At 53.5% G+C, this 14,051-nt stretch carries 15 protein-coding genes; 10 read left to right on the top strand and 5 right to left on the bottom strand.

Translation table 11 applies throughout. The features are described from left to right. Window positions 1–34 precede the first annotated feature (34 nt). The 6 genes from AC2FD8_RS14870 (at window position 35) to AC2FD8_RS14845 (ending at window position 4,631) form a co-directional block, all read left to right on the top strand. Window positions 35–904, top strand: coding sequence for a branched-chain amino acid ABC transporter permease (locus AC2FD8_RS14870; protein WP_496857248.1), 870 nt, complete (start codon window positions 35–37; stop codon window positions 902–904). 19 nt (window positions 905–923) lie between these two features. Beyond that, entirely contained in the window at window positions 924–1,895 is a 972-nt protein-coding gene (locus tag AC2FD8_RS14865) for a branched-chain amino acid ABC transporter permease (RefSeq protein WP_496857421.1), read from the top strand. Continuing rightward, on the top strand, window positions 1,892–2,674 hold the full coding sequence (locus AC2FD8_RS14860; RefSeq protein WP_170418860.1) for an ABC transporter ATP-binding protein: 783 nt from the start codon (window positions 1,892–1,894) through the stop codon (window positions 2,672–2,674). The genes AC2FD8_RS14865 and AC2FD8_RS14860 overlap by 4 nt, the downstream gene beginning before the upstream one ends. 3 nt (window positions 2,675–2,677) lie before the next feature. After that, on the top strand, window positions 2,678–3,400 hold the full coding sequence (locus AC2FD8_RS14855) for an ABC transporter ATP-binding protein (protein ID WP_496857250.1): 723 nt from the start codon (window positions 2,678–2,680) through the stop codon (window positions 3,398–3,400). 7 nt (window positions 3,401–3,407) lie between these two features. After that, complete coding sequence (locus AC2FD8_RS14850; RefSeq protein WP_496857251.1) at window positions 3,408–4,085, top strand: aspartate/glutamate racemase family protein; 678 nt, start codon at window positions 3,408–3,410, stop codon at window positions 4,083–4,085. Window positions 4,086–4,319: 234 nt separating this feature from the next. Further along, window positions 4,320–4,631, top strand: a complete 312-nt coding sequence (locus AC2FD8_RS14845) for a transposase (RefSeq protein WP_496857252.1) — start codon at window positions 4,320–4,322, stop codon at window positions 4,629–4,631. Between the two features lie 261 nt (window positions 4,632–4,892). Here AC2FD8_RS14845 and phnY read toward each other — a convergent pair whose 3' ends face one another. From phnY to AC2FD8_RS14830, 3 genes are read right to left on the bottom strand one after another with little or no spacing between them, the layout of a single operon-like run. Then, window positions 4,893–6,356, bottom strand: coding sequence for a phosphonoacetaldehyde dehydrogenase (gene phnY / locus AC2FD8_RS14840; protein WP_496857253.1), 1,464 nt, complete (start codon window positions 6,354–6,356; stop codon window positions 4,893–4,895). Between the two features lie 3 nt (window positions 6,357–6,359). Beyond that, window positions 6,360–7,604, bottom strand: coding sequence for a phosphonoacetate hydrolase (gene phnA, locus AC2FD8_RS14835; protein ID WP_496857254.1), 1,245 nt, complete (start codon window positions 7,602–7,604; stop codon window positions 6,360–6,362). 20 nt (window positions 7,605–7,624) lie between these two features. Continuing rightward, window positions 7,625–8,812, bottom strand: coding sequence for a 2-aminoethylphosphonate--pyruvate transaminase (locus tag AC2FD8_RS14830; protein ID WP_496857256.1), 1,188 nt, complete (start codon window positions 8,810–8,812; stop codon window positions 7,625–7,627). Window positions 8,813–8,931: 119 nt separating this feature from the next. Between AC2FD8_RS14830 and AC2FD8_RS14825 the strand changes: the two genes are divergently transcribed. Then, window positions 8,932–9,816, top strand: a complete 885-nt coding sequence (locus AC2FD8_RS14825) for a LysR substrate-binding domain-containing protein (RefSeq protein ID WP_496857258.1) — start codon at window positions 8,932–8,934, stop codon at window positions 9,814–9,816. After that, a complete protein-coding gene (locus AC2FD8_RS14820) occupies window positions 9,816–9,983 on the top strand; it encodes an integrase core domain-containing protein (protein WP_496857260.1) in 168 nt (55 codons plus the stop codon). The genes AC2FD8_RS14825 and AC2FD8_RS14820 overlap by 1 nt, the downstream gene beginning before the upstream one ends. Before the next feature lie 213 nt (window positions 9,984–10,196). On the opposite strand, the gene AC2FD8_RS14815 is transcribed toward AC2FD8_RS14820, so the two are convergent. Both AC2FD8_RS14815 and AC2FD8_RS14810 read right to left on the bottom strand, forming a co-directional pair. Then, window positions 10,197–10,967 carry a WecB/TagA/CpsF family glycosyltransferase gene (locus AC2FD8_RS14815; RefSeq protein WP_496857262.1) on the bottom strand — a complete coding sequence of 257 codons (771 nt, stop codon included), beginning with the start codon at window positions 10,965–10,967 and terminating at the stop codon, window positions 10,197–10,199. Continuing rightward, entirely contained in the window at window positions 10,949–11,860 is a 912-nt protein-coding gene (locus AC2FD8_RS14810; RefSeq protein ID WP_496857263.1) for a glycosyltransferase family 2 protein, read from the bottom strand. Before AC2FD8_RS14810 ends, AC2FD8_RS14815 begins: the two co-directional genes overlap by 19 nt. 121 nt (window positions 11,861–11,981) lie before the next feature. Between AC2FD8_RS14810 and galE the strand changes: the two genes are divergently transcribed. Both galE and AC2FD8_RS14800 read left to right on the top strand, forming a co-directional pair. Then, window positions 11,982–12,995 carry a UDP-glucose 4-epimerase GalE gene (gene galE, locus AC2FD8_RS14805; RefSeq protein WP_496857265.1) on the top strand — a complete coding sequence of 338 codons (1,014 nt, stop codon included), beginning with the start codon at window positions 11,982–11,984 and terminating at the stop codon, window positions 12,993–12,995. Between the two features lie 10 nt (window positions 12,996–13,005). Then, complete coding sequence (locus tag AC2FD8_RS14800) at window positions 13,006–13,980, top strand: glycosyltransferase family 2 protein (protein ID WP_496857266.1); 975 nt, start codon at window positions 13,006–13,008, stop codon at window positions 13,978–13,980. The last annotated feature ends 71 nt before the right edge of the window (window positions 13,981–14,051 follow it).

Genomic DNA, 14,051 nt, shown 5'->3' with positions numbered 1-14,051 from the left:
AGCCCGGGATACCCGAACCTTACGCGGGACTCTCATGGAACAGATACTAGCAAACGGCATCTATCTGGGCGCGCAATATGCGATGATCGCCCTGGGATTGACGCTGATCTTTGCCTTGATGAACGTACTGAATTTTGCTCACGGACAGATGTACGTTCTTGGTGGCTTCGTCACTTATACCTTCTACGGCCAACTTGGCTGGCCTTTCGTCCTCGCCCTGTTGGCCTCGTGCATCACCCTGGCCGTACTTGGCGCGCTGATCGAGCGGTTTCTGTTTGCACCGGTCATACGCCGATCGTCCCGAGAAGAAAGCACGATGCTTTTGGCGGCCGGTCTGGCATTTCTGTTCGATGCCATCATCCTGCTGGTCTTTGGCGAGAAACAGCGTGGCGTGCCCAAGATCGTCGATGGCGTCTTCAATTGGGATTTCAAGCTGATCATGCCCTATGACCGCATCCTGATCTGTGTGCTAGCCATTCTGTCGATCGTGACCTTCATCCTGTTCATGCAGTATTCCAAAACCGGCCGCGCCCTGCGGGCGCTGGCGCAGGACAGAACCGCAGCACAGCTCATGGGCGTAAATGTTGCACGCTATTCCATGATCGGATTTGCCCTTGGCGCGATGCTGGCCGGTCTGGTCGGCGGCCTGCTGGTGACCATAACCGGTGTCAATCTGGGCATGGGCGGACCGACTTCGATCAAAGCCTTCATGATGGTGATGATCGGTGGCGCAGGTGTGATTTCCGGCGCGATTGCGGGCGGAATCATCCTTGGCTTCATGGAAGCCATCGGTTTGGCCGTTCTTTCGCAATATGGCGATATCACCTATTTGCTGATCTTCGTCTCACTGATGATTTTCCTGGCCATCCGCCCGCAGGGCCTGATGGGCAAACCGTGGGGATAACGCAGTGCCGAAACTATCAATGATCCAATGGGCCGGCCTGGCCGCCTTCTTACTGGCGATCTTTATCGCGATCCCCGGTTTTATCGCGGCGTCAGGGCGGTCTGACCTGTACTACACGCTGACCTCGGTGGCGTTGCTATCCATTGCCAGTGCCGGTGTCTGGCTGACCTTCTATATCGGTCGGATCAATATCGGGCAGGGCGCGTTTGCGCTGATCGGAGCTTACGTCTCGGCCATTCTGGTGACCAAGGCGGGTATGTCCTTTTGGCTGTCGCTGCCGCTGGCGGGTTTGTTTGCCGCGGGCGTCGCAATTGTGATCGGGGTGCCGATCCTGCGGCTGCGCGGCGTCTATTTCGCGATGATTTCGCTGGTGCTGACGCAGGTGGTCACACTGACCGCGCTGGCCCTGCCGATCACCAACGGGGCCAAAGGCATCACCTCGATCCCGCTGCCCGGCAGCGTCTCGGTCTTTGGGCTGACGCTAGTCCCCGATTTCGCCACGTTGGAGAACCCAAGGCTGGCTTTCTATTACGCCGCCAGCGTGCTGATGGTGCTGACGTTCGCTGCCATGTACCGGCTGGTGAATTCCCGCCTTGGCCACCTGTGCCGGTCAATGCAGCAGAACGAAGAACTGGCCAGCTCAATCGGGGTGAATATCTCGTATATCCGGGTTATTGTTTTTGCCATCTCGTCCTTTCTGGGCGGTATTGGCGGTGCGATGTTCGGGTCGATTGCGCAATCGGTCTATCCGTCCAGCTTTCAGGTCGCCGACAGTGTGAATTTCATGCTGAACTGTTTCCTTGGCGGTCTGGGTTATGTGTTTGGCCCGATGCTGGGCACACTGGTCCTGTACTTTGGCTGGGACCTGCTGTTTGAACTCGGCCGCTTCCAGTTGCTCGCCTATTCCAGCCTGCTGATCATCCTGATGCTGTTCCTGCCCAACGGGCTGCTCAGCCTGCGGTTGCCGGGCAAGAAAGGAGAGGACAAATGAGTCATCTTCTGGAAGTCCGTCACGTCACCAAGAAATTCGGTGGCCTGACCGCAAACAACGACATTTCGTTCAACGTCAACGAAAACGAGATCCTGTCGGTGATCGGGCCAAACGGTGCCGGTAAAAGCACGCTGTTCAAGATGATTTCGTCCTTCCTGCCCACAACGACCGGAGAGGTGCTGTTCAACGGTGAAAGGATATCCAACCTGAAACCGCATGTGGTGGCCCGCAAGGGTGTTGTTCGGACGTTTCAGGAAACAACGATCTTCAAGTCCATGACCGTGCGCGAAAGCATCATCGTTGCTCAGCACCTGCGCGCCCGCGCCTCTCTGGCGGGGTATTTCTGGGGAACCAAGACGGCGCATGAGGATGTCGACAGTTTCGGGCAATATGCCGACGATCTGATCGAGTTCCTGGGCATGACCGAGATCGCCAATGAACAGGCGTCGAACCTGCCACAGGGCAATCTGAGGGCGCTGGGAATCGCGATTGGACTTGCGACCGATCCCAAGGTGTTGCTGCTGGATGAACCTTTTGCCGGGATGAATCACGACGAAACCATGAAAATGGTCAATCTTGTGCGCAAGGTGCGCGATGACCGGGGCGTGACGGTTCTGCTGGTGGAACATGACATGCCTGCGGTGATGAATATCTCGGACCGGATTGTCGTGCTGAACTTTGGCGAGATGATCGCCGAGGGCACGCCGGTGGAAATCCAGAACAACGAAAAGGTCATCGAAGCCTATCTGGGCAGTGCTGACGATGAGATCGGGATCTGAGCCATGACAAAGATGTTGGATTTCAAGGATGTCGAGCTCTACTACGATCACGTCTATGCACTGAAAGGCGTGTCGATCGATCTTGAACAAGGCGAAACTGTTGCCCTGATCGGGGCCAATGGTGCGGGCAAGAGCTCGATCCTGCGGGCGATTACGGGGTTGGCGCATATCAAGTCAGGCTCGGTGACGTTCGAGGGTGAACAGATCGCGGGGACGAACCCGGCCGAGATCGTCTCGAAAGGTATCGCGATGGTGCCCGAGGGGCGGCGCGTATTCCCCTATATGTCGGTGAAAGACAACCTGCTGATGGGGGCATTCACCCGCTCGGACAAGGCGGATGTTCAACGCACGCTAGATTCGGTGCTGGAACGGTTTCCGCGCCTGAAAGAACGCTATTCCCAGTCTGCAGGAACATTGTCTGGCGGCGAACAGCAGATGATGGTGATCGGGCGTGCCCTGATGGCCAAACCCCGTCTGCTGCTGCTGGATGAACCGTCGTTGGGGATTGCGCCCAAGCTGGTGCAGGACATAGCCCGCTCCATCGTGGCGATCAACCGGGACGAAGGGGTGTCGGTGCTGCTGGTCGAGCAGAACTCGCGCATGGCGCTGTCGATCTCGCACCGGGCCTATGCGCTGACCACAGGAAATGTCGTGATCTCGGGCAAGTCCAAAGAGCTTTTGACCGATCCCCGGATCAAAGCCGCCTACCTTGGCGGGGAAGTGTGAGGATGTTGTGAAACTGCTTGTAGTCAATCCCAACACAACCAGTTCAATGACGCGAAAGATAGAAGTTGCCGCACGCGCTGTTGTGAACCCGGATACCGAGATCATTGCCACCAATTCGCAGGATGGCCCGCCCAGCATTCAGGGATATCTTGATGTCTCGACATGTGTTCCGGGTCTATTGGATGCAGTAAGGCAATATCCAGATGTGGATGGCATTGTGGTAGCCTGTTTCGATGATACTGGTGTTGATGCGGTGCGATGCATCACCTCTGCCCCGGTCATCGGAGTTGGTGAGGCTGCGTACCATGCGGCCTCTATGATCAGTCCAAAATTCAGCGTCATCACCACCTTGTCCCGATCTTTGGCAGGGCTTGAGGCAAACCTGTTGCGATACGGCTTGGATCGCAGATGCGTCAGGGTTCGGGCTTCGGATGTGCCGGTTCTGAAGCTTGAGGAAAACGACCCGGCGACCATCGACAAGATACGGGACGAAATTCGTGCCGCGATTGAGGAGGACAGGGCTGAAGCAATTGTCTTGGGTTGCGCGGGAATGACCGACCTGATGTCGAACCTATCGGAAGAATTCAAACTTCCCGTTGTCGATGGCGTCGCCTGTGCCGTTACTTTTGCCGAAGCCTTGGTCAAATCCAAGCTCACGACTTCGAAGCTGTGTTCCTACGCCTAGCCGTTGGCCTATTGCGAAATTGACTGAAGTTCAGCGAAATACAACTGACCTGCAGTGTTAAACCGCTAACTCACTAAATAGTATCGCTAAGGATGTTGTCACGTTAACTGTCGTTTGACCAAGCAATGCGGATGATCTGATTTCATGCAGCTTGGCCTCGTGCAGTTTGACTGTGTTGCAGGGATCGGTCGCTCAAAGTAACCTCAGCGCTTTTTGTGACATGAGTGACGGTCGATGCCCCGCAAATTCAATGATGCTCGTCGCGAAAAGTTTCCCAAGGCCAAATACCGGGCCACGAACTGCTCGGAATATAATGAAGGTCTCCGGCGTCGAGGCGATGTGGCGATCTGGGTTTCTGATGATGTGGTGCAGAACTGGACAATGCCACGCCGCAAAGCCCGCAAGACATGGCGCAAGCTCCACATCACCGTTGATCGGGAAAAGGGCGAAATCGCTGCAGCAGAGCTGACCACTGAACATGTGGGTGATGAATCAGCGCTGCCAGCGTTGCTCTCTGACATTGATGATGATGTGGTCGGTTTCTAGCGGATGGTGCGTATGACGGTCAGGGTGTCGCAGACTGCCTAAAGGGCAAATTCGGGCCCGGGATAGAGATCACTATCCCTCCGCCGAAGAACGCGGATCGCGGCGAGAATGCACAAAGTATTCGATTCCCCTTCGGTGTGAACAATCTGCGGCATATCCGTTCCTCGCGATCGCTTCGTAAAAGATGCGGACCCTGAAAGGTCCGCCAGTAGGAGAGGAATTTTGAAGCCCCGCCCGCTAATAACGGGAAGGGCAGGAATGTCAGTCGGGCCAGGGCAGCGAATAGGTTTTGACGTTGGTAAAGAACTTCATCGCTTCGATGACGCCTTCTTTGACGCCGTTACCGCTGTCCTTGATGCCGCCAAAGGGCGACATTTCGATCCGGTAACCCGGTTGTTCCCAAATGTTGCAGGTGCCTACATCCAACCCGTTGATAAAGGATATCGCACGGTTCAGATCGTTGGTGCAGACACCCGAAGACAGGCCAAACTCGGTCGAGTTTGAAATGGCCATCACCTCTTCGTCATTGTCAGGCACACGCACGATGGGAATGATCGGGCCAAAGGTTTCCTCCATGACCAATTCACTGTCATGAGGTACCTTGTCGACCACTATGGGTGGTAGCAGTGCGCCTTGACGACCAGGGTGATAGAGGATTTCGGCGCCCTCTTTCTCTGCCTGATAAACGCGGTTTTCAAAGACCTCAGCCGCCTTGTCATGGATCACGCAACCCAGTTCAGTTTCAGGGTCCTGCGGATCGCCAAACTTGATCTTCTTGGCTTTCTCCAGAACCAGCGGCACAAACTTGTCCGCGACACTTTCCTGAACCAGTATCCGCTTGACCGCCGTACAGCGCTGGCCGGAGTTGCCGGTGGCACCCGCAACTGCAATTGTTGCCGCCTTTTCCAAATCCGCGTCGCTGAGATCATTGAGAATAATTAGCGGGTCATTGCCGCCGAGTTCCAGCGCCTGGCGTTTGTAAACTCCCTTTTCGGCAATCATCTTGCCGACTGGTACACCGCCGGTGAAGGTGATGATGTCAATGTGGTCATTGGTAATCATTTCATCACCGATGTCACCGGGCCAGCCCGTGACAACCTGGAACATCTCCGGCGGCAGCCCCGCTTCATAGAGAATGTCCGCTAAGGTCAGCGCTGTCAGCGGGGTCAGTTCCGTCGGTTTGCAGACCATACAGTTATTGGTCGCAATAGACGGAGCAATTTTATGGCTGACCATGTTGAGGGGATGATTGAACGGGGTAATCGCGCTGATTGCGTTCACCGGCTCGCGCTTGGTGAAAATCTTGCGGGCTTTGCCGTTGTGGGTCAGATCGCACGAAAAAATCTCGCCGTCGTCTTTCAGCGCTTCGGCGGCGGCGAATTGGTACACATCCTGCGCGCGCTTGGTTTCATAGATTGCGTGCTGATGGCAGATGCCAAGTTCCAGCGTCAGCCATTTGGCCAGATACTCACGCTTTTCTCCGATCAGTTCTCCTGCGCGTTGCAGGATCTGGCTGCGTTCATAGCGGGTGAGTTTCGGTTTGTAGTTCGCCGCGATCTCGAAAGCCTTGCGCGCATGTTCAGCGGTTCCCGCCGGGACATGACCCACCACCTCGTTGGTATAAGGATAACGTACTGGAACGGTTTCGTCGGTAAAGACGATCTCGCCACCGATCCGCATCCCTTCGTTTCGTATTTCGATGTTCGACATGGTTTGATCTTTCATGACTTACTGTGCCGCCGCTGTGGTTGCGTAGAAAAAGGCGTCGAAGTTGCGCAAAACCGGCTGGTTCGGCAGATCGATGACACGGTTCACGATGAACGGAACTTCTTGCTCGGTCAAACCGCCATGGCTGCGCAGCGGTTCCTTCAAGGCCGCCAGATCATGGCGGTGTTCGGATGTGCCAATGCAGATGTTCTCACCGGAAACCATAACGATGTCACCAATCCGGTCGCCCGGCAGCTCGAATTGCTCAATGGCTTCAGCCTTTGTCAGCACATGGGTAATACCCTCGGTTGCCTTGAGTTTGGCAATGATGTCGTTCTGATCTGCGCCTTCGGGCAGATAGGCCGTTGCGAACGAGCCCAACGCACCGTGATGCACCACATACGGGTCGGTAATCGGCAGGATGACCCGCGCCGCGTCCTTACCAAGCCATTCGTCCATCAGATCCTGAGCATAGACAACGGCGGGGGAACCATCAGCCAGGTGTTTTGGCTTCATGCCATGATCGGCGGTCACAACGATGGCGGCGCCCAGCTCGTCAAGCTCGCCCAGATAACGGTCAAACATGGCATAGAAATCAAGCGCACCTTGCTGTTCGGGGGCGAACTTGTGCTGGATATAGTCCGTGGTTGAAAGATACATCACGTCGGGTTTGAACTCTTTCAGCAGCTTGACCCCGGCGGCGAATACAAACTCGGACAGTTCGGCTGAATAGACCTCAGGGACGTCCATGCCCAGCCATTTGCTTGCATTGTCGATCCCATGTTCGGCTGAAGTCGTCTCGCCCGAGCGTTCCGAAGAAAAGGCAACGGCCCGACCTTCGTCAAATTTCAAACCGGCACCGAGCAAGGCGCGCAGCTTGTCCTTGGCGGTAACCATGGCGACGCGAAAACCAGCATCGTAGAATTGCGAGAAAATGGTTGGCGCGCGCAGGAAACGCACGTCGTTCATCATGACCTCTTCACCGCTGTCAGGGTCGATCAAATAGTTGCCGCAGATCCCATGCACGATAGGTGGCCGGCCGGTGGCGATCGACAGGTTATTGGGGTTGGTGAAGGACGGGATCACGGAATGAGCCAGCCTGTCGGTGCCGGTCTCACGCATCCGCTTAAGGTTGGGCATCAAACCCTCGGCTATTGCAACTTCCAGGTATTCCGGCTCGCATCCATCAAGGCAGATGGCGATTGCCGGCACTTTCGGCGTCGGGTAGACGCGTTCGTTTGCTTCAACGGGTGTTTGGATGGTCATCTTATTGTGTTCCTTGATGGTTAAGCTGCCAGTTTGGCGCGTTCTTTCAATGCCCGGAGAGGGGGAGCAGCGCTTGTGACACCCATTTCCTCCAATGATTCCTTCGCGGCTTCCACAACCTTGCGCATGACGTGTTCGTCCATCTGGCCGATACATCCGACGCGAAAACTGTCGACCACTGTCAGCTTGCCCGGGTAGACGATGAAGCCCTTGGATTTCATAAGGGTGTAGAAATGATCGAATACGAAATTCTCGTCCGCCGGGCAGAAAAAGGTGACGATTATCGGGCTGAGCCAGCGATTGTCCAACAGTGTTTCAAAACCAAGTTCGCGCATGCCGGCGACCATGACATCGCGATTGCGGGTATAACGCTTGCCCCGGCCCGATACGCCCCCTTCGGCTGAGTGCGCCCTGAGTGCCTCGATGAACGCCGCCACCACATGGGTCGGCGGAGTAAACCTCCACTGGCCGGTTTTGTTCATATGCGCCCATTGCGCGTACACATCCAGCGACAAGGAATGGCTGTTGCCCTCAGCGGCCTCAAGCTCGGATTTTCGGGCAACTATAAAACCAAAACCGGGCACGCCTTCGATACACTTGTTGGCCGAGGACACCATGGCTTCGTAGCGGATCTCGCTCGGTTTCAACTCGACTGCGCCAAAGGCAGACATCGAATCAACCAGAAGCTTGCGCCCGGCGGCATAGGTTGCCTCGGATATCTCTTCTATGGGATTCAAGATGCCTGAACTGGTTTCGCAGTGAATGGCAACCACGTGTGTGATATCGGGGTCCTCGGCGAGAATACGGGCCACTTCGTCTCCGCGTGGCGGCAGATAATCGCCTTTGTCCAGAACCACATGCGCGCGGTTCAGATATTCCAGGGTTTTTGCGGAGCGTTGCCCATAGGCACCATTGGCCAATACCAGCGCTTTCCCATCGCGCGGAATGAATGACGCAAGCATCGCTTCGACCGAGAATGAGCCGCTGCCCTGCATGGGAACACAGTCAAAGTCACCGGCACCTTCGCCAAGGAGTGCCAGCAGGCTGGTCCGCACTTCGCGTGTCATGGCGCGAAAGTCGTCATCCCAGCTGCCCCAATCCTTTAGCATGGCTTCTTTCACTGCATGGGATGTCGTCAATGGACCCGGCGTCAGAAGATAGGGTTCACCAAGGCGCGGTTGCTCGATCTTTGGTTTGGGAGGCGTCATAACCAGGCTCCAGAAAGGTCTTTTCAGGAACACAATTGCAGCAAATTTTGCTATATGTGAAATTGCAATTATCAATCTTGTTATAAGCACAGCCTATGCACTGATTTTGGAGATCTACCGTGCGACACAGCCAGCTCAAAGCCTTTCATTTTGTAGCCAAGCATGGGGGGTTTTCACGCGCCGCAGAGGCGCTTTTTCTGACGCAGCCAGCAATTTCCGAGCAGGTGCGGAAACTGGAACAGGATCACGATCTATTGTTGTTCCAGCGCGAGAGAAAACGTGTGACCTTGACCGCCGACGGTGAGCAGCTCTATCGATATACCGAACAATATTTCGAGATCGAAAGTCAGATCGAGGACTATCTCTCTGAGACCAAGGCTGTGGTCGATGGAGAGTTGCGCATCATTGCCGACTCCGTACACCACATGACGGCCTTTCTGGGCCCTTTTCAGAAAAAAAACCCGAATGTCATGATCACCGTGCGCACGGGGAATAGCGAGGAGATTCTGGAAGAGCTCAGGGCTTACAACGCCGAAATTGGTGTAGTGGGCAGCCTGTCACCGGGCAAGGATATGGATGTCCTAAGTCTCGGTTCCACCGAAATCGTGGCCTTTGCCGCGCAGGGTGTTTTCTTGGCTTCAAAACCCACCCTTTCGCTTGAAGAACTGTCAAATCTGCCGCTTGTTTTCCGAGAAACGGGATCGAAAACGCGCCAGAAACTGGAAGACGAAGCCAAAAAACACGGGATCACGCTGAAACCGGCGATTGTAGCGGAAGGGCGCGAGGCGATACGGGAACTGGTGGCCTCCGGTGCCGGTATCGGTTTTGTCTCGCAAGCTGAATATGGTCATGATGACCGTCTCCGGCAGATCAAGTTGAAAGGCATAGACCTGCAAATGGGCGAGAGCATCATATCGCTGTCGCAAAGGCGCGAAGTGAAGATCATCCGTGCCTTCACAGAGTTTGCTCAGCGGACCTTGGAAGAAAACCCCGCCAATGATTGATGGGCGGGGCTTGGTATCAGCAGGAGTGGCGGTTAGCGACTGCGCCAAGCCTGATTTTAGGGGGCTGGGTCAGACACTATAACGAGGACAGACCTCACAGCGCGATCGGATACAACGTCCCAATCGCCATGCATTATCCCGATGGCGTCACCAGCCCGTCATCGTGAGACAGCCGGGAAATTCCAGCTTTCGGCGGTCCAAGGTTGGGGAGCAGAGCAAGAGCCGGAAAATTCCACTATCCGGTGGTCCAATGTTGGGGAGCAGCGCACACGCACCTTTTACAGTCGACCACTCTAAATTTCCCCAAACAAATCCGTTGGGGGAATGTGTTCAAATGGATCAATTTTCACCAGAAATCAACAGAGCCGCTGTCTTAGACATCAGCGCGCCAGTCTCATCCTTACGGCCTGTGTTGTTAGACTTGGCAAAATCAGTATACAGCGCAGATATCGGAGAACCAATCTTCGAGGGTTGCCAAGCATTCTCCAAAGCCATTCAAGTGCTAGGTTGCGAATCCAGAGTGGTGCGCGAGCCTGTTCTCCGGCAATAAAATCCAAACCGGCACCAATCGAAGCAAAACCACATCCAGGAACTGCTTTGCCACCCCGTACGGCCAGCATCTCCTGCTTTGGTGCACCCAAAGCGAGAAAACACAGTTTGGCACCCGATTCCCGCACTGCATCCAAGCAAGCATCGGCCTCCGGACCGAATGGATCAAACCCGTATGTCGGAGCAATTTGTACTACAATCCGAAGATCAGGGTATTCCTTTTTCAATCGCGCCGCTGCCATGCTCAAAGTATCAGTGGTTCCCCCAACCATAGCAACCTTAGCGCCACTTCCTGCCGCTAGGGCACAGAGAGGACCGATAAGTTCCGACCCGGGCATCAGATCAATCGGCCTTTTTGCCAAACGTGACAGCCAAACAATAGGGTTCCCATCCGCGACAACATGGCTATGTGCCTTGTAGCACTTATAAAAATCTGGATTGTTGCGCATTTTTACAACGTGATCGAGATTTAACGTAGCAAGCGTAAATCCCTTCCCTTGCTGCCAACAGGTGCCAATGCTCGCCAAAAGTTCGGTGCGTTTGGCATAGTTTACAAGAGAAAGATAACCGGAACTCGGCGCATCTAAATTTTTTTTTCCCACCACAGTATTTTACCCATACCACTCTGCATACGAACCCTGGCAGGCAAGGCCTTTGAACTCTTTGAGATTCCCAAAACCGCCGCCAAAGTTCCAAAAATAGTCACTTGAGCCACACCAACACCCATCCAAAGTGCTACTCGAACAACACCTTTGATACCGCCTGCCTTGAACTCTACCCTACACCTTAGCTGACCGTCCTTGAATTTTCGGGCGGCTATAAAGTCCTTGCTCACTCTTTCTCTTGGAACGATCTCATAAACCAGTGCCTCCTGACACCAATGCAAACTAACTTTTTTCTCATCAACAAGCTTTCTGAGCAGCGCCACGTCCTCACCGCCACCATTGAATTCCAATTCAAACGGCTCGAGAGTGTTCAGGCAACGGTTTTTGCGGAACATTGAGTTTCCAGAACCCAAGTATGCTCGCCAAGTTGAAATGTCGTCACCAGAGGTCGCCGGAATCGACCGGCCAAAAATACCTCGCAGAATGGGTTCAAGTTCCTCTGGCACATCTGAAACAAACATAGGATCAATCGGACCGAAGCAGGCATCTACTTTTCCCGATTGTGCTTGCGCGTGATATGCAGAAAGCCAAGCGTCCGATGGCCTTTCGTCGTCATCTATGAAAACAATGTACTCTCCTGTTGCGGATTGTACGCCCGTGTTTCGGGCAAAGGCGACACCATTGCGGTTTTCATGGATGTATTTGACATGCGAAGCTAATCCAAGGCAAAGTTCCTTCGCGTCCTGGTTGGGGGCGTTGTCGACTACAATAAGTTCGATTTGTTTTTGTGCCGAGAGCTCTTCTATCTGGCGGATTAGATCAACCAACAATTGCTGCAACAACGAATTGCGCTTAAATGTCGGAATAACAATAGAAATGAGCGGGGGCATTCAAGAGCACTTTCATCAATATATCTGGAAGCCAGAGGCGCTCGTGATATTGTTGCCTCCAATGAATGTCTACTCAAATGCAGATTCTTCAAATCATTATACTAGGTCTCGGGGGTAGCAGATGGGACACATATTGTTGACAGGTGGCGCGGGCTTCATTGGATCTCACACCTACATAGCGCTTGTAAATTCAGGCCATCAAGTCACAATTCTGGACAACTTTGAAAACTCTAGCCGTGAGATCCCGGATCGACTTGAACAAATTACTGGAAAACCTGTTTCTGTTCTGGATTGCGATATTCGTGATGAAGAAGCATTGCGCCAATGCTTCCGAAAACACGACTTCGATGCGGTTGTGCACTTTGCGGCCCGAAAAAGTGTACCCGATGGTGAGGCTGACCCGCTGGGATACTATCGTTCCAACTGCTCCGGCCTGCTCAACGTCGTAGACGCGATGCTACTCCACGGGATCAACAAAATTGTTTTCTCGTCAAGTGCAGCGATCTATGGAACGCCAAGCATTGTTCCAACACCCGAGGATAGTATACCCGAGCCCGCGAACACCTATGCGCGTACCAAACTATTTGGCGAACAAGCGTTGAACGCGATACAAGGTGCAAACGAGAAGTTCCTCGTTGGTGTATTGCGATACTTCAATCCGGTTGGAGCGCACGCTTCCTCACTTATTGGTGAAAATCCGCGGCAGGCGCCAACCAATTTGGTGCCTGTTCTAGCAAGGGTGGCTATGGGGAAACAGGACTTGGTGAAAATTTTCGGATCAGACTATCCCACACAAGACGGGACCGCCGTTAGGGACTACATTCATGTAGAAGATCTCGCGCAGGGCCATGTACTTTCGTTAAGTGCACTTATGAATGATGGAAAAGGGCACTGTGTGAATTTGGGTACGGGTAAGGGCTATAGCGTACTAGAAGTGCTTAGGGCTTACGAAGCAGCTTCAGGGCAGGAAATTTCCTATCGAATTACCGATCGGCGTGCCGGCGACGCTGCAGTGTCATGTGCCGCCACAAAGAAAGCAGAAGAAGAATTGGGGTTTCAGGCGAAATTCGGCTTGGCCGAAATGTGCAGTAGCAATTGGCTGGCGACGCAGAAGCTCTCGCAGAATTTGGAGTAAAGTGGTTCTCGTGCCTAAAGCATCAGGGATGGTCATTATTGGTCGAAACGAAGGTGAACGCCTTCTGAGTTGCCTAAAATCGATACCCGAAGAAGTTGGCGCCGTAGTCTATGTGGATTCGGGTTCGGTTGACGGAAGTATAGAAGCGGCAGCTCAGGCCGGTGCCGCTGTCGTCAAGTTAGATATTTCTATACCGTTTACAGCAGCAAGAGCACGAAATGAGGGTTTCGAAAGACTCAACGCACTCGGGGAATTTGAGTTTGTTCATTTCATAGATGGAGATTGTGAGCTTGACCCGAATTGGTTTGACATAGCGGAAACCTTTTTGTTGAAACACCCACATGCAGCGGTGGTGTGTGGTCGCCGACGAGAGAAGTTCCCTGAGAGGTCAATTTATAACCGGCTATGCGACAGAGAGTGGGACACACCTGTAGGTAGAACAAAATCCTGTGGAGGCGATGCATTGATGCGAGTAAAAGCATTCAATGAAGCCGGGGGTTTTCGGGACAGTATGATCGCAGGAGAGGAGCCGGAACTTTGTGTTCGGATTCGAAAAAAAGGCTGGGAAGTCTGGCGTTTAGATGCGGAAATGACATGCCATGACGCGAATATGACAAGTTTCGTTCAGTGGTGGAAGCGAGCAAAACGAAGTGGTCATGCTTTTGCAGAAGGATACGATTTACATGGACAGAAACCTGAACGGCACAGCGCTGATGCGGTCCAAAGGATCCTGATGTGGGGGCTTGCTCTACCACTCCTGATTTTACTTTTTGGGTTTATCTTCAATCCGATTGTATTCCTACTGTACCTTTTGTACCCGCTTCAAATCATACGTTTGGCGCTCCGCGACGCCGACACTGATGCATCCTATTGGGAACGTGCTGTTTTTCTTGTACTAGGCAATTTTCCTGAAACACTGGGTATTTTGGAATACTTCTTCGGGCGATTAACTGGCAGAAGGGTCAAAATAATTGAATATAAGTGAACTCGCTCTCTTCATACAGAGAGGAGGTTTCGATTGTCTCAGGCAATCGAGGCCTAAGTAGCTTAAAGTCC

This window comes from Ruegeria sp. YTSC192 (assembly GCF_059609705.1).
Note: the sequence above shows the minus strand (reverse complement) of the source record. Positions and strands in the feature narration are given on the sequence as shown.